The sequence below is a fragment of the Providencia sp. 2.29 genome, from assembly GCF_015832305.1.
Lineage (GTDB): Bacteria > Pseudomonadota > Gammaproteobacteria > Enterobacterales > Enterobacteriaceae > Providencia > Providencia stuartii.
Window position 1 is genome coordinate 3,819,838 of sequence record NZ_CP065420.1, and the last position, 22,910, is coordinate 3,842,747.

Sequence of the window (22,910 nt, forward strand, 5' to 3'; positions counted from 1 at the left end):
CGTTAACAGAATAAAAAATGGGTTTCCCACGATAGGCTTTGCAGGCAAAGCGCTTGAAGCCACTTTATCAGGCAAAAAATAAATCTATTCTGTTTATTGATAAGGCACTTCAAAAGGAGTGCCTTATTCATTTGAGCAAATTACTCTCCCGCAATACTCATTTCAGGTAACAATACAGAGCCACACTGAATATTACTGCGAGTTTCAATATCATCGGCAATCGTGACGATATTTGCCCACATATCTTTTAAATTACCTGCTATTGTGATCTCGCTGACAGGATATTGGATCTCACCATTTTCCACCCAAAAACCGGAAGCACCACGTGAATAATCTCCGGTGATCCCACTGACCCCTTGCCCCATCAGTTCAGTAACAACCAGTCCTGTTCCCATTTGTTTTAGCAATGCTTCGAATGACAGCCCCTGACCAGCAATACGCCAGTTATGGATCCCTCCAGCATGCCCTGTACTTTGCAAGCCTAACTTTCTGGCTGAATAAGAGGTCATTAGCCACGTTTGCAACACACCATTTTCAATAATATTGCGCTCAGTGGTGCGAACCCCTTCACTGTCGAATGGCGATGACGCTAATCCACCGATTAAATGCGGCTGTTCAGTGATGGTTAACCAATCAGGTAAAATTTGCTTACCTAAGCTATCGAGTAGAAAAGAAGATTTGCGGTAAATACTACTTCCACTAATTGCCCCAACAAGATGACCAAACAACCCTGTCGCCACTTCAGCAGCAAAAATAACAGGTGCCTTCATCGTTGGCAGCTTTCTCGGTGAGAGGCGTGCCAATGTACGACGAGCGCACTCTTGCCCCACCCATTCAGGCGATTTCAAAGCACTTAAGCTGCGCCCGATGGTATAAGCATAATCACGTTCCATTTCACCATTTTGCTCTGCGATCACACAACTCGACATCGAATAACGGCTTGAGCAATAGCTTTGTAACATACCGTGAGAGTTACCAAAAACCCGCACGCCATAATGACCATTAAAGCTTCCCCCTTCCGTATTCACAATACGCGGGTCAACCTTAAGTGCCGACATTTCCGCTTGTGACGCCAATTTAATTGCTTCTTCAGGAGTGATATTACTGGCTTGGAATAGTTGTAAATCAGGGGCATCAAAGGCTAATAGTGACTTCTCAGCAGGGCCTGCACATGGGTCTTCCGATGTATAACGGGCAATGTCTACCGCAGCTTGCACTGTACGCTCAATCGCTTCGGGGCTTAAATCTGTTGAAGAGGCGCTCCCTTTACGTTGGTTGTGATAAACGGTGATCCCAAGTGCGCCATCACTATTGAATTCAACATTTTCGACTTCACCTTGACGGGTACTGACACTAATTCCAGTGCTTTTGTTCACAGCAACTTCAGCGGCATCACAACGACTTTTTGCAAAATGAAGCGCCCGTGCAACCGCCTCTTCTAAATTTTTACGTTGTTCGCTGACTTGTTCAGTTAAATTCATCGATTCAATCCACATAAAATGGGGGAAACCCGGCTTTTTTTACACCAACTCACAAATGTCGGGTGTCATCAGGGCTTTTTCCCAGTTACAATACATAATATATGAATGTTAACATCCACAACGCGGCAGGTCATGCAATTACACGCTGCGTTCTGTAAAAAGGAAATCGATATATGGCCAAACAGCCTGAAGACTGGCTGGATGATGTCCCAGCGCCGCAAGATGAAGACGATGATGAGATCATTTGGGTCAGTAAAAGCGAAATTAAACGCGATGCTGAAGTTCTCAAAAAACTGGGGGCCGAACTTGTTGAATTAAGCAAAAATGAACTTGAGCGCATTCCACTTGATGCTCAGTTACTCGATGCCATTGAACTGGCACAAAAAATCAAGCGTGAAGGTCGTCGTCGCCAACTACAATATATTGGTAAGTTGCTACGCTCTCGAGACGTTGACCCCATCACAGAGGCTTTAGATAAACTGAAAAATCGCCATAATCAGCAAGTTGTCATTCTGCATAAGCTTGAAGACCTGCGTACACGCCTTATTGAAAATGGTGATGATGTTATCGAAGAAGTCGTTGCTCTGTTTCCCCATACAGATAGACAACAACTTAGGGCATTGGTACGTAACGCTAAAAAAGAGCGTGAAGGCAATAAGCCACCAAAAGCCTTCCGCCAAGTTTTTCAATATTTAAAAGAGCTGTCCGAAAGCGCTTAAATCACCATCCCCTATACCACTCACAATATGCTATAGGGGATGATGTCAAAAATAGATTAAAAACTAACCCCTAAACATTGCCTTGCTTCTTTTATATCAACTTCATATTCACCCATAATGAATTTTTTAAGGTTCTCTCTGAGTACGATTGCATCAATAATTGTTTGATCTTCTAAGACACTATCAATAACCAATGTATTCCAATTTTTGACGGCTAATAGTGCTTGAACCACCTGATTACCATAGAACGGATTATCACTCTTTAGAAAATTAGCGATATATTGTAGCTTAGGAAGTTTTTGTAAAATATTGATATGACTTTCTTCCATATAGAGAATTGAAAAAGAGAGTTTTTTTAATTTTTTTAACTCAGAAAACTCATCAGGTAGCCATCTCATTTTATGATTATAACTCATATCCAAGTGTGTAAGATGTGTTGACTTGGTTAATGCAATTGGAAAAGTATCCATTAGACAATGGCTTATATTCAGTTCATATAATTTGGGTTGTGGTGCAGTAATATTGATATTTGCATTACCCGATAGCAGTAACACCTTTAAACTTTGAAGTGCTTTGTCGATAAGAAATAAGGTTTCTTCATCTTGAAAACCAAGATCTAAATATTCTAAATTGACTACCTGATATAAAATACAAGGGAACTCGGTAAAATTACAATGGCTTAACAGCAGTTTTTTCAGTTGATTGAGTACAGGTAGTCTTTCGGGTAAACTTGAAATAGTGTTAAAACTTAAATCAATGGATTCTATCTGATTGATATTTAATATGTCTATTGGAAATTCAGTCAACGAGCAGCACGCTAAATTAATGGATTTTAAATGGTCAGTCTGCATGCCCTTCAACGATAATTCTTTTAGCGGATTATTTGATAAATCTAGCTCTTTAATATTTTCAAGCTGAAATATTTCTTCGGGTATTTCTGTAAGATTTAGGTTAGACAAATTAAGTTTAGCATTTTTTGATGCTTTAAACTTATCTATTGCCTTCTGAACTTGACTTACTATATTACCATTTTTCTTAATCGAATTACCTTTTTTTATCGCCTCAATGATTTTATCTATTTTGATATTTTCTTCGGCGTCATCATAATACTTTCCAGATAATACGTCTTTTGCATGATACCTTAAATCTTGGAAACCTAAAAAGATACCTTTACTCCCCTTATCATAGATTGAAAAACAGTGGTCATCCGAAATAATATATTCCGCTGTGACTTTACCTGTTATATTTATCACTCCATGATTATAAATTCCTATCATGGTTTGCTCAACAGTCACATCCCCCTTGATGATAATACAAGCTCCCCCAAATGCTATGTTCTTAGCTGATACATTCCCTTTTACAATAACGGTTGGACCATAATCTACATTACTTTGAGTTAACGCATTTTCGATAATAAGGTCTTTTTCAAAAAGAATAATAGTCCCTCCCATCTCGTCTATATCATCAATTTCTAAAGAGTCCAATGTGACACTTTCTTTGACCCGTAAAAGTCGGCCGTTATAATAATCCTCAAGATAACTAGGTAGAAACTCGAGATGGTATTTTTTAACACAATCGGAAAAACTGATGTTTATTCTTTCAAAAAAATTCATTTCCCTTACCTTATTTAGCATTATTTTATTATAATAAATCTAGCTTTAGTCATAAATATTCAATTATCATTAACTTTGCGATAAATGTAAAATGATTAAACCCAATAACAGTAGAATAATCATTATTAGGATATAAATAACGTAATAATCCTAAAAAACGTTAACTATCTTGCATTTGCTTGATAGTCATACAATGTCTCCGTATGATACTGACGTTAATCATATTCTTACCCGTATTATCGCGGCTGCTATCCCCGATAACCTTATGTGGAAGATATGGATAATTCAAGAAATCGAGCATGGCGTAGAGCCAAAAATAGAATCCACTCGCCGCGAAAAAAACGAGATCGCTTTCCCGCTGAGAAAAATTGGAAACAGATGTATGGGCGTAGGAAAAAATTATTCGCGCGACACAGCTAGGTATGGCATACCCCCAAATCAGTAACAGACAGCTTGCTCTGAAAGGTTTGGAGGAAATACATAACAGTAAATGAATATTTTATTTATTTGTAGTCGTAACCAATGGCGTAGCCCAACCGCAGAGCAAATTTGGCGCCACCATCCAAGCTGGTCGGTACGCTCTGCTGGCACCAGTAGCAATGCAAGACGCCGAATTACCGCAGATTTGCTCCGTTGGGCTGATGTTATTTTTGTCATGGAACAAAAACATAAAGATCGGCTAAAAGCCAATTTTACTCGCCTACTCGAACACAAATCACTTTATGTACTCGATATTCCTGATGAGTATCAATACATGGACCCGCAATTAATTGAGATACTTAAAGATATTGTTCCAAGTTATCTCAGCGAGTTTATCCCGTAAGAAATGACGATAAGTGAAACCTTTTTTAATTACCCTTAAAGAAGGTTTTATCACAAAATTGATTGAGCCAACATCGAACCTACCGTGTTATCTATTTTATGATTAAAAAAACATTTTATTGGCTTATTCAATATAAAAACCCATAATTCAAACACAATAGGATGTTATCAAAAATGAAAAAATGGTTAGCCTCTCTTTTTAAAAAAGGACAAGAAAATTATCCTGTCGTTTGGAATACGAATATCACGCCAATCTATCAGCATTTATTGCCTTGGATAAACGAATTATCCCCACTCCCTGAATCACTGTCTGAGCTCCCAGATACAACTGAAGTCGATGAAAATACAATTCGTTGGGCTAATGGCGCTGAAGATGGTGTATTCAGCCACCACGGAATGGGGGCTTCTGAAATCACTGCTAGCGAAATTTACACTTCACTAAAAAGAGCGCTGGAGAAAAACGACAAAGAATCGGTTTATCATTTCTATCAGCAAGTCGCCGAACAAAGCCCGTTATCTTATATCGACGATCTAATCCATTTAATCGTCGATAAACAAGAGATCCATGCGCCAAAATTGGAAGCCTTTACCGACTGGTTACTCCACAATAGCCCCGATACTAATGTGGTTAAATTGGCCATTTCCTTTACTGTGTTTTTTCCAAGTGATGAACGCCTTAAGACACTTTATTGTCTTGCTTGCCATGATGAGTTCACGCTTTACACTATTATCCCAATCCATGCGATGCTCACATCCACATCTGACTATGATGCAATGTGGCTAAAGTTAGCAAAACGTGTTGAAGGCTGGGGGCGCGTACATCTTATTGAACATCTACCCGATGAAATAAGTGAGGAAACCAAGCAATGGATACTGACTACAGGCTATCAAAATAGTGTTATGGTTGAATATACCGCTTGGCACTGTGCAACCTATTGCCACTTGGCAGATGCATTAGAAACACAAAATGATAGCCAATTATTAGTAGCCTCATCCGATATTATTCAAGCGTTGCTAGGCGGTGGGCCGGCACGTGATATCAATGACTATGATGATGCTTTTCGTTGTTGCTTCAATTACTTGAGCCGCATTTTAGAACAAGATTATTTATTAGACTATTATTTTACTGTACTCGGCATTAATGATTATTTTCAAGAAAATAGCGAGAAATTTGAAAATAGCACAGCCATCACTTCATTAGCACAAACTATATTGGATAACCCTATATGGGATAAATTAATCGCTCAAGGTTTAAATAGTGATGATGATATCTTATTCCGTAATAGCACCAGTATAGCCAGAGCCCGTGGTCAAGATATCTTCCCTTATCTATACGAAAAACAGTTAAATCACCCTGAGAATGATTTGTGGTTTGAGTTAATGAAAACGAACGATATAGACCAAGTCAAACAAGTGATAGCCTTAGCAGAGCAGCAGCTCCCATTAGAAGCAATATCGACAGGGCCGAGTGATAGCCTTGGTCTTGGTGCTGGCTATGTACAACATGGAAAACTTGATTTTATTTTACAAGAATTACCGCGTTTTCCTGGTGTCGGTTTATCTATGATCCTCTGTGGGTTGCAAAGCCCTGTAGTGCGTAACCGTAATATGGCTCTTAGGGCATTAGCGAATTGGAAAAGAGAAGATTGGCCTCAAGACTTAGAGCCATTGCTGACTCAATGTCATGCCATTGAGCCGGATAACGAAGCCAAGGCAAGATTTGCAGCCCTCTTACGGGGCGAGCCACTTGAAGATTAATAAAATCAGGCTAGTTGACTTCAAACAGCCTGATTTTATATTCAGTTAAATTGAGTTTTTATTGAGTGAAGTAATGTTGGGAATTCTGTATACCCTTCTCTATCAAGGAAATGCCCAGCTTCTTCCTCAATAATCACTTCGGTTTGTAATGCCTTGGCGAGTGTTTGTGATGATTGTGGTGAAACGACCCAATCATTGGTAGAGATAATTGAAATCCTTTTATCTGCTATATCAATTAAATATGGGTAATCTAATCGGCTCAACGTGTGAGGCTTTAATTCAGGTAGTGTGCTTTGCTCCTGATCAAAACCCGCTACTAAAATATAGCCACCGACTTTATTGCCTTTTGCGACCTGCTGCTCTAAAAAGCGCAATACGGTCACACACCCTAGGCTATGCCCAATAAATAGGGTATTTTCATCAATCTCAATTGCTAAGTTTTTGAGATGTTGTTGCCACTTTAATGGCTCGGGTGATAGCGGTTCAGGCATTTCAGGTACATACACTAACGCGCCTAACGACGCTAACTCAGCCTTTAACCATGGAAACCAGTTTTTTTCTGGTGAAGCGGTATAACCATGCACAATGACAAACTTCTTACCTTTCAATGACTCATTTTGAGAAACGTCATTTGCCATTTTTATTTCTCCATAACCCTAATCAGTTGGCATATACTATACCATGCATAGTTTAATGGTTATTTAGAATTTTTCGTTATATCTAGGGCGAAAATAAACTCATCTTCCCACATATCTTGTGCATCATTCATTACATCAATAATATCCGAGAATTCTATCCGCTGAGTTGATGTCATGTGGCTAAAAACAATGGTAATAGGCAGCTCTAGCCCCGCAGAGACCATATCCCAAAGGGCATCAAGATTGTGACCAAACCAATTTGGCAGCGAGAACCGTTGTGAAAATTGCAAATAAAAGTCTTCAACTGTTTTGATCTGCCGAAAGTCAAAAACTATTTTTTGGTTCATCGCTGCTATCTCTTAGTTTACCTGCTGGAAGCTTTTATAGTGATCTGTAGTGACATAAATCATGCCATCGGAGGAGTATAGCAAACGGTCTGCACCGCGGTGCCCACAGTTGTAATTGATATCAGCCTCATACCATTGACGATTCGGAGCGATGGGTAACCGCTTCTCTCGATTAGAGAACCTATCTCCCCCAATCGCTTTCCCAGGTAGCACATCACACAGGTTCCCCTGTTTCGGCTCCCAACCAGCCTGACGAGCCGCTTTTTTCGTGATGTAAAAACTCGGCAATTGCTGATGTTTTTGCATATAGCTCACCACATTTGCCTGTTTGGTTAGTTCATCAATTTTCTGGGGATGCGGCTGTTGTTCTGTTGTTTGCGCTGGCACTGAAACAGGCCTTTCGGCCTGTTTTTTGTCTTGTTGTTCACCCGCATTAAAATATAAGCTAAGCGCGATCAAGACCGCCATCAACAGCATTGAAATAATCCGTTTATTCATTGCTTAATTCCAATTTATGCGGTGCCGCCAACAGTCATTTTATCCAATTTCAGTGTCGGTTGCCCAACACCAACAGGCACACTTTGCCCTTCTTTTCCGCACACACCCACTCCCTTGTCGAGCGCAAGATCGTTACCTACCATGGAGATTTGCTGCATTGCTTCAACGCCAGAACCAATGAGCGTTGCGCCTTTAACCGGAGAGGTAATTTTGCCATTTTCAATTAGATAAGCTTCAGAAGTTGAAAAAACAAACTTACCGGAAGTAATATCAACCTGACCACCACCAAAATTAGGTGCGTAGATGCCTTTATCCACGCTAGAGATAATCTCTTCAGGCGTTGACGTACCTGACAACATATAGGTATTGGTCATACGAGGCATTGGTAGGTGCGCATAAGATTCACGACGCGCATTTCCGGTTGGTGCGACCCCCATTAAACGTGCATTCAATTTATCCTGCATGTAATTTTTCAAAATACCATTTTCAATCAAGATATTATACTGACCCGGTACACCTTCATCATCGATGGCTAAAGAGCCTCGACGGCCTGCAATTGTGCCATCATCAACGACAGTACAAAGAGGAGATGCAACCAGCTCACCAATTTGCCCTGAGAAAACAGACGTGCCTCGACGGTTAAAATCACCTTCTAAGCCATGTCCTACCGCTTCGTGAAGCAATACGCCCGGCCAGCCTGCCCCCAATACAACAGGCATCATACCAGCTGGCGCTGCAATCGCTGACAGATTAACCAGTGCCATACGTACCGCTTCTTTCGCATACTGCTCTGCAAGCACTTGTCCTTGATGAATTTCAAGAAAATATTCGTAGCCATAGCGCCCGCCGCCGCCGCTAGCACCGCGCTCACGCTTACCTTCATGCTCCACCAGCACACTGACAGATAAACGAACTAATGGGCGAATATCGGCCGCTAACGTACCGTCCGTTGCTGCTACTAATACTTGCTCATAAACACCCGTTAGGCTTGCATTGACTTCGATCACTCGCGGATCTTCTGCTCTTGCAACCTGATCAATACGGTGCAATAACGCAATTTTGTCCTCTCGTGACAAGCTTTGCAGTGGATCCGTTTCTGAGTATAGCTTCTTGTAGCCCACTTCAGTCAAAATTTGTGATTTACCGTTACCTTGCTCGCTGACGATGCTACGTGCCGCAGTCGCGCTTTGCTGTAACGCCATCAACGAAACCTGATCGGCATAGGCAAATCCCGTTTTTTCGCCACTTATCGCTCTAACACCGACGCCTTGGTCAATGTTATAAGAGCCGTCCTTGATGATGCGATCTTCTAATACCCACGCTTCGTGGTAGCTTGATTGAAAATAGAGATCCGCATAATCAATTTTACGCTCAGATAACAAGCCTAGTGTGTCGTACAGTTTTTGATGGTCAAGACCATTGGCGGCCAGCAAATGTTCGCTGACAGAAGCTAAACTCATATTGGTTACTCTTTTATTGTGTCTTTTTTAATCAATGAAGTCAGTTGCGGCCTAAAGCGGTTATGTTTCACCACTCGGATTTGTTCCCGCATCCCACTTAAATTTTCAGTTTGAATATTTAAAACCGTCGATGCTACAGCATCAACGTTCTTTTTCATAACTTTACCCCAACCATCGACGGCTAAGGTGTGGCCCCACGTTCTGCGCGTACCATGTACACCAACTTGAGCGGGCGCTAATATAAAACATTGGTTCTCTATCGCCCTTGCACGCAGCAGTGGCTCCCAATGTGCTTTACCGGTATAACGCGTGAAAGCGGCAGGTACAGAGATAATCTCAGCCCCCTGCTCACGCAAGGCTTGGAATAAACCAGGGAAGCGGAGATCATAACAGATTGTCATACCTAATCGGCCTACAGGCGTATCAACCACCGTGATATGTTCACCACGCTGATAAATAACCGATTCATTATAGGTTCCCTGCTCATCTTCAATATTCACATCAAACATGTGGATCTTGTCATAACGCGCCTGAATCTGCCCTTGGGAATCAATTAAAATACTGCTGCTCGTAATGCGTTCAGGATCCTCACGGCTGATCAATGGCATTGAGCCAATTAAAATCCAGACATTGTAGCGCTTCGCCATATTGGCAATAGCTTCTTGTAAAGGGCCTTGCCCTTCTTTTTCGGCCTGTTTACGGTAAGTCGCCGCATCTGCGAACAACAAGGCATTTTCAGGTGTCAATACTAGCTCAACAGTCTCTGGCAACTGCTTAATTTGCTGCTCAATCTGTGCCAAATTATGTTTCGTATTTTTACCGCTGCATAACTGCAAAAGTGCAACATTGCCATTTTTCATTACTCTTGAGTCTCCTTTAGCTGACGCAATACTTCATCAATTTTGGGTTCATCCAAGCTTCCTGTCACACGGTAACGTATCACAGAAATTTTGCTCCATAGCGGACCTAATACTTTTGATGCAGCAAAAACCGCTGCACCCGCAATCGGGTTAACTGCAAATGCCGTTGCTACTCCTACTGTAGCAGATATTTCGGGCGTCACGACCGCTTCACCGTTAATTTGGCGTTTCACCAAATCAATTTCCCCACTTAACGTAATATCGGCAACTAACCCATCAATGTACACATCTTTTGCTGATAGAATACCATTACGGATCTTGGCATTACCTTTAATTGAGTCAAAGTCAAAGTCATTACTAAAGGTATCGCGAAAATCAAATTGAAGTTTGCGTAATAGTGCATCAAAACTCACTAGCCGTAACAGTTGGCCCGCTCGCCCTCCGCCCATTTTAGCGATCGCGCCTTTACCAAGCTTACTTGATAACGCGCCATTAAGGGTTGCAATATCTGGCGACCAAGGTACATCTTGCCAATTGAGTTCGAAATCAAGCGTATAAGGTGAACCGATAATAGGAACTAAAATACCATAGTAAGCGGCTGTTTCATCAAATTGCTCCCCACTTAAGGAGCCTGCAATTTGTGTACGGTTTTGTTTACCGCTTTGCCATAAAGCATCTAATTTTAATTGAGTGGCGCTATTACTTAATGTTCCACCACTTAGTTGCAATGTATTTCCTTGCGGCTTCAAGTGGGCACTCAATTTCCCTAATTTTTGTCCACCTGCCCAGCAATCTTGGCAATTAACCGTCATTTCAGGCCAATGGCTAAAGTTGAATGAGGAAGAGTCATTGCTACTGGTTGTTTGTTCCCCAGGGAATGCCATTGGGTTGTAATACAGGTAATCGATATTCAGCACCCAAGGCTGTTGAGCAAAAATCTGTAATTCCCCTTTAAGATTTTCGCTTGATACCTTAATTTGCTGCTCTTTAGCCAACAAGTTAAATGAGAGGTCTAAATTTTGCCATGCTTGTCCACCTAAAGACAGGGATGGTGTCTTCACTCTCACTGTTTCAGGTAAGCCAATATTTATCGATTTACCACCTTGATCTGCTGAAAAAAATGTATCGACTGTTTTTAACCATTGTGGGTTAGTAATCACTGGCAAATCAGCAAGTAGCATTGATGACTGCGGTAACTCTGGTGGCTTGCCATTCCATTTTGCCAGAGTGCCTTTTTCTAAACGTAATTGTGGTGCTCTCAGATCCCAACGCGTGTTGAAACCAATACGCCGACCAATATCACCGCCTATATTTAAATGTGTCGATGAGCCTTTAGCTGTTGCATTGACCGTCCCTAACTCTTTAAGTAAGCGATCGTCCAATGCAGGGAGGCGGCTCTTCAGTTTTTTTAAACCAGCGGAGAATTCCACGGCAAGAGCCATATCATCGGACGGCGAATGTGGAAGTGTAATTTCAATATGACTGTTCCAATCGCTGGTTCCCGCCACTTTTTGCTTTAATGAATCAGGCAATTGAGCAATTTTTGCTATATCCCAATTTCCCCCTAGATCCACCTTCACTTGGTAATCTTTAGGGTTATCAACCGTTGAAAAATTGACGTCGACAGGTTGCCCCAGCCATTGTGCTTTTAATTTATCACCGACCAAATCGCCGTTGTTAAATTTAAACTGCCCCGTCAACTCCGTGAGCTTACTGTCGATAGGCTTAATCAATAAATCATTTTTATTCAGATTGATATTCCCTTTCGCGTTAACTTCCTTGCCGTGTGCTAACGGAATAGATAAAGCGAGATCACCTGTTACCATGCCTCCAATTTGCAACTCATCTAACGTATTGCCAATCGAGCTTTTCAGTGGTGTCATACTAAAATACTGCTGTATTTGTGAGCCTGTACCCGCTAAATCAGCCTTAATAAATAGCATTTCATTTTGATAATTCGGAATATCAGCGGTTAGCTGTGTGGCTGTTGCTTCACCTAATTTGACACTGTCTGCACGCATTGCCAGACCTGAACGTTTAAAATCAAGGTTAATGTCTAAATTAGATAAAGCAGGCCAACCTTTATCATACTCAAAGGTCGCTTTGCGTAAGGGCACAAAGACTTGGAACTGGCCATCGTTCTGATTAAATGGGAAATGTTTAGGGTCACCCTTGAAGACGACTGTCGCATCTTTCGCTTGCCCTGCGATGATAGCGTTTGATAGGTAGTCCGCTAGGCTTTCCCCCATCAACTGTTGCGGGAAATAGCGCCACGCTTCTCCCGCATTATCAATATTGACGCCCGCTAAGATGCTCAGGTCAGTATCATCACTTTTTTTCGACTGATAAAAACTAAACTGCCCATTCGCCCATAATGAAGAGGCCTGTATATCCAGTTGGTCGCTCCACAACTTGAATTGATTGTCATCATTTTGCCAATACAGTTGTCCGCGTGCTTTATCAATTTGAAAAGGGGCTTTAAATTGAGGCTCATAGTCAACATAACTCTTATCTAATGTCGCAGAGAGAACCCCTCGCTGCGCATTCCCGACCAAGACACCCGTGAAGTGATCAACCGAAGGGAGTTGTTTCCATTTTTTCCAACTGACATCCTGCCAGTCCATATCAATTTGCGTGTGCTCAAGTTGATCGGGAGTAATATCTAGAGCAAAAACGGATAATAAACCTTTAGGTTGGCGATGCTGCCATTCTTGCACCGTTTCTGGCGTCACAAATGAAAAAGTAGGTAAGATTTCACTAAGCCGCTCTAACTCAATATTTTTAGCTCGGATCCGCCAGTGATCTTTTTGGTGGTATTTCATCGATGAAGGCAGGTAAAGTACCGAAACACTCCCATTCGGCCAAATATATTCATTGGTTTTTAATGTATCTAACTCAGGAATATTAAATAACCAGCCTTCCCCTTGCCTTCTCATGCGGATGAGTAAGTCATTAACTTGTAGGTTTTGCGCTAAAGGGGCTTCCCCCCAATTCGCTTCGCCTTGTCGTAACTGCAAGAGGCCGCTATCAATACGATTATTTTTGATGGTAACCCAAGAGGATAAGCTAAAATTGGCATCGCGCAGCCCAGTATTTTCACGTAACCAGCGACTTAACCATGGCTGCATATCTATATTGTCAGCTTGTAGATAAATGGTGCCGTCGCTCAAGATGCCGTTTTTATCTTTAATATCAATTTTGACTTGCAAAAAACCATGCTGCTTGTTGATCGTTTCTAAGCTAACAAACCCTTGGGCACGGTGGCGGCGTTGCTCATTCAACCAAGTTAATTCAGGTAAAATCAGGGTTGTTTTTTGCTCTGATGGCGTCAGAAAGGTCAGTTGGCTATTTTTGAGAGTAAAATGGTTAAATTGCTTTAGAAATAGCCCTTCAATACTATCACTATCAATGGGTTGTGCGCGGCCTTCAAAACTAAAAGGCACTTTATAATCGACATTGAGCTGGTAGAAAGTGATGTCACGAAAACGCCATGTTAAGGAAAGTAACGAGCTCCAAATATCGAGTTCAACGGCGATTTTGCTGGCTTTTGCATCGACTTCTTCATTGCGAACAACCACATCGGTTAAGGTCAGAACCGGCCCAAACGATTGCCATGCCCCCTCAATTTCACCTATTTGTAAGGTGATATCCGTGTTTTTTTCAATATAGCCAATGATATCTTGCCGGTAATAGTTGATATTCGGTAAGAAGAAACGTAGCCCAGTGAGCAGCAATGCACCAAGCAGCAGCACGATAGCCGTCGTCATCCATACTACCCGTGGCAGTCGTTTCACCCGTTTCTCCTTCACGTAAAAACTACATCATGATGACATCAAACTGTTCCTGACTGTATAACGATTCAGTCTGAACTTTAACCTGCTTACCGACAAAAATTTCCACTTCCGCAAGGGCATGAGACTCGTCACCAGTCAGTGCATCAACCACTGATTGGGAAGCATAAACTAAGAACCTATCTGCATCGATTGTGCGATGAACACGAACAATTTCTCGTAAAATTTCATAACACACGGTTTCAACCGATTTTACTGTGCCACGCCCTTGGCAAGTTGGGCACACATCACACAAAACATGTTCAAGGCTCTCCCGGGTACGCTTACGCGTCATTTCCACTAGCCCTAGCTGAGAAAAGCCATTGATCGTGGTTTTTACTTTATCTTTACTAAGCGCCTGCTCCAAAGAGGCTAAAACACGGCGACGGTGCTCGATATCACTCATATCAATAAAATCGATAATAATAATACCGCCCAAATTTCTCAGCCGTAACTGACGAGCAATCGCTTGGGTCGCCTCTATATTGGTGTTAAAGATGGTCTCCTCAAGATTGCGATGCCCTACAAACGCCCCTGTATTGATATCGATTGTCGTCATCGCTTCAGTTTGATCGATAATCAAATAACCACCTGATTTCAATTCGACTTTCCGATCCATCGCGCGTTGGATCTCGTTCTCTACGTCAAACAAATCAAAAATCGGCTGGTTACCTTGATACAATTCAAGCTTAGCTGTCATTTCAGGAACATATTCTTCAATAAACTCCTGTAACTCCTTATAGGTTAGACGAGAATCCACACGAATTCTATCTAATGAGGCCCCCGCAAAATCACGAATTATCCGGTAAGCGAGTGATAATTCGCCATAAATTTTGGTGCGAGTGACATTACGTTTCTTCCGTTCAATGACTTTAGCCCACAAACGTTTGAGAAATGCCGCATCTTGCTTCACTTCATCTTCACCCACCCCTTCAGCAGCGGTGCGTATGATAAAGCCACCATTTTCATCGCAATATTGAGACACGCACTCTTTTAAACGCTCACGTTCACTTTCACTTTCAATGCGCTGTGACACACCAACATGTGAAGCTCCCGGCATAAATACCAGATAGCGGGAAGGCAATGTAATATCTGTCGTGAGCCTTGCACCTTTCGTGCCTAAGGGATCCTTCACGACTTGAACAATCAAGTCTTGGCCTTGTTTAACAAGTTCAGCGATATCTCTAACATGGAAATTCTTTTGCTCATCCCCAGCAATGCACTCGGTATGAGGCATAATATCGGAGGCATGTAAGAAGGCAGCTTTATCCAGACCAATATCAACAAAGGCCGCCTGCATACCGGGCAACACACGGCTCACACGACCTTTGTAGATATTCCCTACAATTCCTCTTTTTGCTTCTCGCTCTACGTGGATTTCTTGCAAAATCCCACCATCAATATAAGCAACGCGCGTTTCAGATGGTGTAACATTTACTAGTAACTCAGCCGTCATGACATCCCCTTACCATCACTTAACGCTAAAAATCGTTGTATTAATTCATCTGTTTCTACTAACGGTAAACCAACAACTGCATGATAGCTGCCATTTATACGCCTTACATAACAGCCACCCTTACCTTGGATCCCATAGGCTCCAGCTTTATCCATAGGCTCCCCTGACTTTATATAATCCTGTATTTCAGTTAAAGATAACTCGCGGAACGTCACATCTGTCACAATCAATGCGCTGAGTGTGCGATCCATATCCGAGATTGCGACAGCCGTCATCACTTGGTGCGTATTTCCCGAAAGGGCTGACAGCATTTCTTGAGCATGCTGTTCATGGCGAGGTTTCTCTAGGATTTGATTATTAAGAACAACAATGGTGTCTGCCCCAATTACCGGGTATTTTTTAGGCGCTATTTTAACCCCCGCCTGTGATTTCTCCCGCGCCAAACGTTGAACATACGCTTCAGGAGTTTCACCCGGTTGCCATTGTTCCTCAACGTTGGGAAGCAAGATATCAAAATGATATCCTAATAGTTGCACAAGCTCTCTTCTTCTCGGCGAACCAGAAGCCAAATAAATATAACTCATAAAACGATATTCCAGAGATAATTGCCAGCCGGTAAAAATCTTAACACACTGAAAACTGACGACGAATTTTCCGTAATAGCAAAAACAGCCATGGCCACAGAATACCATTTACGAGACTATTCCAGAATACTTGAGGGTGGAATAATACCTGAGAAGAGACAAATTCAGCCCAAAAAACAGTCATATCCAGTATGATTGTCAGCAACACAATGATTAAGGCTTGCTGCCACAGCGCCATATTTCTCAGTAATTGGTATTTATAGGAGACAAGATAACAAATAATACTGTATGAAAGGGCGTGAACCCCCAATGCCGAACCTTGAATAGAGTCAACAATAATGCCAAGAATAAAGCTCGTTCCCACACTTACACGGTGCGGTAACGCCATAACCCAGTAGATAAGGATCAAAAGTAACCATGATGGCCGATAAAACGTAAATTGTTCCGGCCATGGGACCAATTGCAAAATCAATGCAATGAAAAAAGAAATCCAAATAATACTGCGACCATTACCGCGATATTCATCCATTTAACTAACCCTCTTTACCCATAGCCATTATACCTTCCTTTATGGTTGGGCTTCTTGAGACATTGATGGAGGTAACGGTGGACCCTGAATTTCACTCGGGTTTGGTAATACTTGTGGGAGCACCTTCATCAGACGCTCATTGGCAGCGCGATAGACCTCTGAAGGCTGTAATGGTGTAACGGCATCGTTATCATTACCCCATAATAGTAACAAATAGCGTAAGCGCTGCAACTCAGCACTTGGCCTTGCGCTAATAATCGTATAAGCCCGCTGAGTATCGTGCTTAACATTAGAGACAACGGCCACAGGGTAGCCTTCAGGGAAACGACCACCTAAACCGGATGTGACCAAAACATCCCCAACGCGAATATCCGTATTTTCAGGCAGTGGCTCTAACTGTAAGTCATCGGCACACCCCGATCCCGCGGCGATCACTCGGATATCATTACGTAATACCTGTACCGGTAGCGCATGGGTCGTGTCACAAATCAGCAAGACGCGACTATTAAATTGGCTAACACCAACGACTTGCCCTACAACCCCTTTATCACTAATGACGGGCTGCCCTTCGTACACATTATCATTTTCACCTTTATCGATAACGACTTGGTCTCGATAAGGCGTGTTCGCTCCCGAGATCACTTGTGTGACCATCATGTGTTCATCTTGACGGAGCGGTGAGCCAAGTAATTCTCTCAGGCGAGCGTTCTCTTGCTTTAATTGTTCGAGCAAAAGACTATCTGCTTTTTTCAACAACAATTCCTGACGCAATGCCTTATTTTCAAACTGGAGTTGTTCACGCGAGGAGAAATTTTCCGAAATATTATCAAGAAATTGACGTGGGCCATTAGCCAAAAAGTAAAATGGGCTAACCGCCGTGTCTAGATAGTTACGGATTTTATTGAAAGGCTCAAAGCGATGATCGATCACGACCAGTGCGATTGCGGCAATAACAGCAATAAAAATACGCAGCTGGAGCGATGGACCTCGCCTAAAAATCGGCTTCATGTATGGCTGTGTTTCACTAAGTTCGGAGGAACAAAAATAGGCAAATCAGCAGCCGGAGCCAAAGCCCCAGCTTGCCTATAGCGTTATTTAGTCATCGCTAAACAGATCGCCACCGTGCATATCAATCATCTCTAGTGCTTTACCGCCACCACGAGCAACACAGGTCAAAGGATCTTCAGCAACGATAACAGGTATACCTGTCTCTTCCATTAGTAAGCGATCGAGGTTACGTAGCAGAGCACCGCCGCCAGTTAATACCATACCGCGTTCTGAAATATCAGAAGCTAATTCAGGAGGGCACTGTTCTAATGCTAACATGACAGCACTAACAATACCGGTTAGTGGCTCTTGCAATGCCTCTAAAATTTCATTTGAATTCATTTTGAAGCCGCGCGGCACACCTTCAGCGAGGTTACGACCACGAACTTCTATTTCATAAACTTCATCAGTTGGGTAAGCAGAACCGATACCATGCTTAATACGCTCAGCGGTTGCTTCACCAATTAAAGAGCCATAGTTGCGACGAACATAGTTAATGATCGCCTCATCAAAACGGTCCCCCCCAATGCGAACAGAAGAAGAATAGACAACACCATTCAACGAAATAACCGCTACCTCGGTAGTACCACCACCGATATCAACAACCATTGAACCTGTCGCTTCAGAAACCGGCAACCCAGCACCAATTGCCGCAGCCATAGGTTCTTCAATTAAAAAGACTTCACGTGCACCCGCACTTAACGCAGATTCACGAATTGCTTTACGTTCAACTTGAGTTGCGCCAACAGGAACGCAGACCAGCACGCGAGGGCTTGGGCGAAGGAAACTATTGCTATGAACCTGTTTGATAAAATGCTGAAGCATTTTTTCAGTTAAGAAAAAGTCTGCAATAACACCATCTTTCATTGGTCTTATCGCTGAAATGTTACCTGGTGTACGCCCCAGCATTTGCTTAGCTTCACCACCAACAGCCGCGACGCTTTTTGGCGTACCTGAGCGGTCTTGGCGAATAGCGACAACAGAAGGTTCATTTAATTTTACGCCTTGTCCTTTGACATAAATAAGGGTATTGGCCGTACCCAAGTCAATTGACAAGTCATTAGAAAACATGCCACGAAATTTTTTAAACATAACGAAAGGGTTATCCTGCAAGCTGGGGACGAATAAAAACCCGTCTACTCTACCAACCACTTGAAGCTGTCTCAAGGCGTTAATGAGCCGCTTCGAAAAATATGGTTAATCCATCTGTTGTTACAGCACAAATGACTGTACATGCCTCTTTAGAAAACGAAGCAGATAACAACCTTTAAAAAGGGCCATTTATTGGTGAGTAAATTTAACTTATTTATGCATAAATTTATCAACAGACAATAGCACTTTGGTTGTTATATACGCCGTCTTCTCTTCCACCCTGTGTTGACAAGTTTTTATAGCTACAAGTTCAAATAATATTTTGTTATTTTTTTTATTGTTGCACATCGACTAGCTTCACAGCTAAACACGTGCATTTTCTGTATGTTAGTTCCATTACTCACTAAAGAAACTAGGTAATGGTACTTATTCACAAACAGAAATCTTCGTAACGTGATATTTTGCACGATAAAACAGTGTTTATGCCAGAAAAAATTACATTTTTACAAATTAATTACAATAGTAATGATACGAGCGTCACAACTCACTCGGTTGCGATAAAGTTGCCATGATAGATATCATTCATTATTCTTAAATTGACTAAAAAATCCCCTCAAAATTAGGAGCGAAGTATGAAAGCCCTCGTCCTACAGAAACACGATGACCAACTCACATCCGATATCCAATCCATTCCCACTGAACAACTTCCTGCTGGCGATGTTATCGTGGATATTTATTGGTCCACATTAAATTATAAAGATGCCCTCGCTATCAGTGGTAAGGCAGGGATTGTACGTCAATACCCCATGGTGCCTGGCATTGATTTCTCGGGTGTCGTACACCACAGCGAAGATCCTCGCTTTAGTGTCGGCCAACATGTTTTACTCACAGGCTGGGGTGTAGGCGAAACGCACTGGGGTGGACTGGCGACACAAGCTCGTGTTCCCGCAGATTACCTCACACCGCTTCCTGAAGATCTATCACTACGCCAAGCGATGATTATCGGTACGGCAGGCTTCACCGCTATGCTCTGTGTCAACGCATTAGAAGATGCTGGGATCACGCCAGAGAGAGGGGAAATTATTGTCAGTGGCGCTAGCGGCGGTGTCGGCTCTACCGCAATACAGCTTTTATCATCGTTAGGCTATGATGTCGTTGCCATCTCAGGACGCGCCGAAAACAGTGACTATTTGCAGCAAATAGGGGCAAAAAGAGTGCTACCACGAAGCCAATTTACCTCCCCGGCCAAACCACTTGATAAGCAACATTGGGCTGGTGCAGTTGATACGGTAGGCGCAGAGGTACTCGCGAATATATTAGCCCAAACACAATATAATGGTGCTGTCGCGGCTTGTGGCCTAGCCGGAGGATTTTCATTACCGACGACTGTCATGCCATTTATTTTGCGCAATATTCGCCTGCAAGGCGTCGATTCTGTTTACTACCCTGCCGCGAAGCGCTCCGCCGTTTGGCAACGCCTCACACAATTACTTCCTGAGTCATTTTATACACAGGTTACCTCAGAAATTACCTTAACGCAGTCCATTGAGTACGCACAAAAGATCTTAAAAAATCAGATAACAGGGCGTACACTGGTGAACATTTCGCGTTCATAATTTGAATTTGTGCGGAGATATTCAGAAATTTGGATTACCGCACAATTCAAAAAATAAATTCGGGTAATTTCTCTGATAAGACCAGTATTTTGCTGTCATATGCCACGAAATAATTATAATAGCGTTTTTTATCGATAAAGATTTCATTTATTTTTATGATAAAAGATGACAAACCGCCAACATCAGGTTATGTTGTCAGGTTATTGACATATCGTCGGAGTTAGCACCACAATGACAGAAGATATTCACATTTTACTCCTCAATGGACCGAATCTAAACCTACTTGGCACAAGGGAGCCAGAGAAATATGGTAATCAAACTCTGGTAGATATTGTCTCCAAGTTAACCGCAGAAGCGGAACAGCTAGGTGTAAAATTGAGTCATTTTCAGTCTAATGCAGAACATGAGTTGATTGAAAAGATTCATGCTGCAAAAGATAACGTAGATTTTATTCTGATTAACCCGGCGGCATTCACACATACAAGTGTTGCCCTACGTGATGCATTATTAGCAGTTGCACTCCCGTTTATCGAGATCCATCTGTCTAATGTGCATGCCAGAGAACCGTTTCGCCATCACTCCTATCTTTCCGATAAAGCTGTCGGTGTGATTTGTGGTCTTGGTGCTGACGGTTACAGTTTCGCGTTACAGGCAGCGGTTAACCGTCTGTCATAAATCAATTAAATCCAAATATAAGAGTACGGAATCATATCCATGGATATTCGTAAAATTAAAAAGCTGATCGAACTGGTCGAAGAGTCTGGTATTTCTGAACTGGAAATTTCTGAAGGTGAAGAATCAGTACGCATCAGTCGCGTTTCAGCTACTTCTCAGGTCATGACGGCTCCTCAACAATTTTATTCAGCGCCAGCAGCTCAGCCAGCATTAGCTACCGCTGTTGCACCTGCTCAAGAAGCGGCGGCGGCAGCCCCAGCTCCAGCAGCGGCTGCTGTTGCGGGCCACCAAGTTCGCTCACCTATGGTGGGAACTTTCTACCGTTCACCAAGCCCTGAAGCAAAACCATTTATTGAAGTTGGCCAAACTGTCAACGTCGGTGATCCACTTTTCATCATCGAAGCAATGAAAATGATGAACCAAATCGAAGCAGAAAAAGCAGGTGTTGTGAAAGCAATCCTGGCAGAGAACGGCGAGCCAATTGAATATGACCAGCCGTTGGTGGTTATCGAATAACGAGGCGTTTCCATGCTGGAAAAAATTGTCATTGCTAACCGTGGCGAAATCGCACTGCGTATTCTTCGTGCCTGTAAAGAGTTAGGCATTAAGACCGTAGCTGTGCACTCCGCGGCAGATAGTGATTTAAAACATGTGCTGTTGGCAGACGAGACTATTTGTATCGGCCCAGCAGCCTCCGCAAAAAGCTACTTGAACATTCCCGCTATCATTTCAGCGGCAGAGATTTCAGGGGCTCAAGCTATTCACCCAGGATATGGCTTCCTGTCTGAAAATGCTGATTTTGCTGAACAAGTTGAACGTTCAGGCTTTATTTTTATCGGACCAAAAGCTGAAACCATCCGCCTAATGGGCGATAAAGTTTCCGCTATCGAAGCGATGAAAATTGCCGGTGTTCCTTGTGTACCAGGTTCTGATGGTCCACTAGGCAGCGATACTGATAAAAACAAAGCTATCGCACAACGTATCGGCTATCCTGTTATCATCAAAGCCTCTGGCGGCGGCGGTGGTCGTGGTATGCGTGTTGTGCGTAACGAAAAAGATTTGGAATCTTCCATCAATCTGACGCGTGCAGAAGCTAAAGCGGCCTTCAATAATGATATGGTTTACATGGAAAAATACCTTGAAAACCCTCGTCATGTTGAAATCCAAGTTATGGCTGATGGTCAAGGCAATGCCATTTACTTGGCAGAGCGTGACTGCTCAATGCAACGTCGCCACCAAAAAGTTGTTGAAGAAGCCCCAGCACCAGGTATTACTCCTGAAGTTCGCCGCAATATCGGTGAGCGTTGTGCTAATGCTTGTATAGAAATTGGCTATCGTGGTGCAGGTACTTTCGAATTCCTCTATGAGAATGGTGAATTCTACTTTATTGAGATGAACACCCGTATTCAGGTTGAGCATCCAGTAACAGAGATGGTCACTGGCGTTGACTTGATCAAAGAACAGTTACGCATCGCATCTGGTTTACCATTATCAGTAAAACAGGAAGATGTTATCGTTCGTGGTCATGCGATTGAATGTCGTATCAATGCTGAAGATCCGAATACCTTTATGCCTAGCCCAGGTAAGATCACCCGTTTCCATTCGCCAGGTGGCTTTGGTGTTCGTTGGGAATCTCACATTTATGCAGGCTATAGCGTACCGCCATACTATGACTCAATGATTGGTAAATTGATCACCTACGGTGAAACACGTGAAATCGCCATTATGCGTATGAAGAATGCGCTTAATGAGCTGATCATCGATGGCATCAAAACCAATATTGAACTGCACCAAATGATCATGAATGATGAAAACTTCCAAAAAGGTGGCACTAACATCCACTATTTGGAGAAAAAACTCGGTATTCAGGAGTAATGACTGAAAC

General features: G+C 42.5%; 20 protein-coding genes. 7 read left to right on the plus strand and 13 right to left on the minus strand.

The window, feature by feature from the left end; all coding sequences use genetic code 11:
- Nucleotides 1-140 precede the first annotated feature (140 nt).
- A complete protein-coding gene (gene pmbA, locus I3B46_RS18030; RefSeq protein WP_014657572.1) occupies nucleotides 141-1,481 on the minus strand; it encodes a metalloprotease PmbA in 1,341 nt (446 codons plus the stop codon).
- Nucleotides 1,482-1,654: 173 nt separating this feature from the next.
- Here pmbA and yjgA point away from each other — a divergent pair, with 173 nt between their 5' ends.
- Entirely contained in the window at nucleotides 1,655-2,200 is a 546-nt protein-coding gene (yjgA, locus tag I3B46_RS18035; protein WP_004925504.1) for a ribosome biogenesis factor YjgA, read from the plus strand.
- A 56-nt stretch (nucleotides 2,201-2,256) separates the two neighbouring features.
- Here the strand turns inward: yjgA and I3B46_RS18040 are convergent, their stop codons facing one another.
- A complete protein-coding gene (locus I3B46_RS18040) occupies nucleotides 2,257-3,813 on the minus strand; it encodes a leucine-rich repeat domain-containing protein (RefSeq protein WP_174822187.1) in 1,557 nt (518 codons plus the stop codon).
- Nucleotides 3,814-4,303: 490 nt separating this feature from the next.
- On the opposite strand from I3B46_RS18040, the gene I3B46_RS18045 reads away from it, so the two are divergent.
- Entirely contained in the window at nucleotides 4,304-4,636 is a 333-nt protein-coding gene (locus I3B46_RS18045; protein WP_004925512.1) for a low molecular weight protein tyrosine phosphatase family protein, read from the plus strand.
- Nucleotides 4,637-4,809: 173 nt separating this feature from the next.
- Nucleotides 4,810-6,393: a hypothetical protein gene (locus I3B46_RS18050; RefSeq protein ID WP_014657568.1), complete on the plus strand. Its 1,584-nt coding sequence runs from the start codon at nucleotides 4,810-4,812 to the stop codon at nucleotides 6,391-6,393.
- A 41-nt stretch (nucleotides 6,394-6,434) separates the two neighbouring features.
- On the opposite strand, the gene I3B46_RS18055 is transcribed toward I3B46_RS18050, so the two are convergent.
- The 11 genes from I3B46_RS18055 to I3B46_RS18105 all read right to left on the minus strand — a co-directional run bounded on the left by I3B46_RS18055 (nucleotide 6,435) and on the right by I3B46_RS18105 (nucleotide 18,734).
- Nucleotides 6,435-7,031 (minus strand): RBBP9/YdeN family alpha/beta hydrolase, encoded by a 597-nt coding sequence (locus tag I3B46_RS18055; RefSeq protein ID WP_014657567.1) that lies wholly within the window; start codon nucleotides 7,029-7,031, stop codon nucleotides 6,435-6,437.
- A gap of 59 nt (nucleotides 7,032-7,090) precedes the next feature.
- Nucleotides 7,091-7,378, minus strand: a complete 288-nt coding sequence (locus tag I3B46_RS18060) for a barstar family protein (protein ID WP_004925519.1) — start codon at nucleotides 7,376-7,378, stop codon at nucleotides 7,091-7,093.
- Between the two features lie 12 nt (nucleotides 7,379-7,390).
- Nucleotides 7,391-7,876: a ribonuclease domain-containing protein gene (locus I3B46_RS18065; RefSeq protein ID WP_004925521.1), complete on the minus strand. Its 486-nt coding sequence runs from the start codon at nucleotides 7,874-7,876 to the stop codon at nucleotides 7,391-7,393.
- A gap of 14 nt (nucleotides 7,877-7,890) precedes the next feature.
- Nucleotides 7,891-9,336 carry a metalloprotease TldD gene (gene tldD / locus I3B46_RS18070; RefSeq protein ID WP_104873209.1) on the minus strand — a complete coding sequence of 482 codons (1,446 nt, stop codon included), beginning with the start codon at nucleotides 9,334-9,336 and terminating at the stop codon, nucleotides 7,891-7,893.
- A gap of 5 nt (nucleotides 9,337-9,341) precedes the next feature.
- On the minus strand, nucleotides 9,342-10,196 hold the full coding sequence (nit1, locus tag I3B46_RS18075; RefSeq protein ID WP_004925524.1) for a deaminated glutathione amidase: 855 nt from the start codon (nucleotides 10,194-10,196) through the stop codon (nucleotides 9,342-9,344).
- On the minus strand, nucleotides 10,196-13,990 hold the full coding sequence (gene yhdP / locus I3B46_RS18080; protein WP_071821175.1) for an AsmA2 domain-containing protein YhdP: 3,795 nt from the start codon (nucleotides 13,988-13,990) through the stop codon (nucleotides 10,196-10,198). The genes nit1 and yhdP overlap by 1 nt, the downstream gene beginning before the upstream one ends.
- 22 nt (nucleotides 13,991-14,012) lie before the next feature.
- Nucleotides 14,013-15,482, minus strand: coding sequence for a ribonuclease G (gene rng / locus I3B46_RS18085; RefSeq protein ID WP_004925530.1), 1,470 nt, complete (start codon nucleotides 15,480-15,482; stop codon nucleotides 14,013-14,015).
- Nucleotides 15,479-16,066, minus strand: a complete 588-nt coding sequence (locus I3B46_RS18090; protein WP_004925534.1) for a Maf family protein — start codon at nucleotides 16,064-16,066, stop codon at nucleotides 15,479-15,481. The genes rng and I3B46_RS18090 overlap by 4 nt, the downstream gene beginning before the upstream one ends.
- Nucleotides 16,067-16,106: 40 nt before the next feature.
- Nucleotides 16,107-16,595 (minus strand): rod shape-determining protein MreD, encoded by a 489-nt coding sequence (gene mreD / locus I3B46_RS18095; protein WP_004925536.1) that lies wholly within the window; start codon nucleotides 16,593-16,595, stop codon nucleotides 16,107-16,109.
- Between the two features lie 39 nt (nucleotides 16,596-16,634).
- Nucleotides 16,635-17,603, minus strand: coding sequence for a rod shape-determining protein MreC (mreC, locus tag I3B46_RS18100; RefSeq protein ID WP_004925539.1), 969 nt, complete (start codon nucleotides 17,601-17,603; stop codon nucleotides 16,635-16,637).
- An 87-nt stretch (nucleotides 17,604-17,690) separates the two neighbouring features.
- Entirely contained in the window at nucleotides 17,691-18,734 is a 1,044-nt protein-coding gene (locus I3B46_RS18105) for a rod shape-determining protein (protein WP_014657562.1), read from the minus strand.
- Between the two features lie 632 nt (nucleotides 18,735-19,366).
- On the opposite strand from I3B46_RS18105, the gene acuI reads away from it, so the two are divergent.
- From acuI to accC, 4 genes are all read left to right on the plus strand, one after another.
- Entirely contained in the window at nucleotides 19,367-20,350 is a 984-nt protein-coding gene (gene acuI, locus I3B46_RS18110) for an acrylyl-CoA reductase (NADPH) (protein WP_036943050.1), read from the plus strand.
- A gap of 231 nt (nucleotides 20,351-20,581) precedes the next feature.
- On the plus strand, nucleotides 20,582-21,025 hold the full coding sequence (gene aroQ, locus I3B46_RS18115) for a type II 3-dehydroquinate dehydratase (RefSeq protein ID WP_004925554.1): 444 nt from the start codon (nucleotides 20,582-20,584) through the stop codon (nucleotides 21,023-21,025).
- A 39-nt stretch (nucleotides 21,026-21,064) separates the two neighbouring features.
- Nucleotides 21,065-21,541, plus strand: coding sequence for an acetyl-CoA carboxylase biotin carboxyl carrier protein (accB, locus tag I3B46_RS18120; protein WP_004925558.1), 477 nt, complete (start codon nucleotides 21,065-21,067; stop codon nucleotides 21,539-21,541).
- 12 nt (nucleotides 21,542-21,553) lie between these two features.
- A complete protein-coding gene (gene accC / locus I3B46_RS18125) occupies nucleotides 21,554-22,900 on the plus strand; it encodes an acetyl-CoA carboxylase biotin carboxylase subunit (RefSeq protein ID WP_004925561.1) in 1,347 nt (448 codons plus the stop codon).
- Nucleotides 22,901-22,910 lie beyond the last annotated feature (10 nt).

Excerpts from the sequence above, each read along its gene's own strand:
- pmbA (WP_014657572.1), bottom strand. The coding sequence starts at position 1,481 with ATGAATTTAACTGAACAAGTCAGCGAACAACGTAAAAATTTAGAAGAG.
- rng (WP_004925530.1), bottom strand. The coding sequence starts at position 15,482 with ATGACGGCTGAGTTACTAGTAAATGTTACACCATCTGAAACGCGCGTT.
- I3B46_RS18090 (WP_004925534.1), bottom strand. The coding sequence starts at position 16,066 with ATGAGTTATATTTATTTGGCTTCTGGTTCGCCGAGAAGAAGAGAGCTT.
- accC (WP_004925561.1), top strand. The coding sequence starts at position 21,554 with ATGCTGGAAAAAATTGTCATTGCTAACCGTGGCGAAATCGCACTGCGT.
- I3B46_RS18105 (WP_014657562.1), bottom strand. The coding sequence starts at position 18,734 with ATGTTTAAAAAATTTCGTGGCATGTTTTCTAATGACTTGTCAATTGAC.
- I3B46_RS18050 (WP_014657568.1), top strand. The coding sequence starts at position 4,810 with ATGAAAAAATGGTTAGCCTCTCTTTTTAAAAAAGGACAAGAAAATTAT.
- yjgA (WP_004925504.1), top strand. The coding sequence starts at position 1,655 with ATGGCCAAACAGCCTGAAGACTGGCTGGATGATGTCCCAGCGCCGCAA.
- nit1 (WP_004925524.1), bottom strand. The coding sequence starts at position 10,196 with ATGAAAAATGGCAATGTTGCACTTTTGCAGTTATGCAGCGGTAAAAAT.
- I3B46_RS18065 (WP_004925521.1), bottom strand. The coding sequence starts at position 7,876 with ATGAATAAACGGATTATTTCAATGCTGTTGATGGCGGTCTTGATCGCG.
- aroQ (WP_004925554.1), top strand. The coding sequence starts at position 20,582 with ATGACAGAAGATATTCACATTTTACTCCTCAATGGACCGAATCTAAAC.
- mreD (WP_004925536.1), bottom strand. The coding sequence starts at position 16,595 with ATGGATGAATATCGCGGTAATGGTCGCAGTATTATTTGGATTTCTTTT.
- accB (WP_004925558.1), top strand. The coding sequence starts at position 21,065 with ATGGATATTCGTAAAATTAAAAAGCTGATCGAACTGGTCGAAGAGTCT.
- acuI (WP_036943050.1), top strand. The coding sequence starts at position 19,367 with ATGAAAGCCCTCGTCCTACAGAAACACGATGACCAACTCACATCCGAT.
- mreC (WP_004925539.1), bottom strand. The coding sequence starts at position 17,603 with ATGAAGCCGATTTTTAGGCGAGGTCCATCGCTCCAGCTGCGTATTTTT.
- tldD (WP_104873209.1), bottom strand. The coding sequence starts at position 9,336 with ATGAGTTTAGCTTCTGTCAGCGAACATTTGCTGGCCGCCAATGGTCTT.
- I3B46_RS18045 (WP_004925512.1), top strand. The coding sequence starts at position 4,304 with ATGAATATTTTATTTATTTGTAGTCGTAACCAATGGCGTAGCCCAACC.
- I3B46_RS18060 (WP_004925519.1), bottom strand. The coding sequence starts at position 7,378 with ATGAACCAAAAAATAGTTTTTGACTTTCGGCAGATCAAAACAGTTGAA.
- I3B46_RS18055 (WP_014657567.1), bottom strand. The coding sequence starts at position 7,031 with ATGGCAAATGACGTTTCTCAAAATGAGTCATTGAAAGGTAAGAAGTTT.
- I3B46_RS18040 (WP_174822187.1), bottom strand. The coding sequence starts at position 3,813 with ATGAATTTTTTTGAAAGAATAAACATCAGTTTTTCCGATTGTGTTAAA.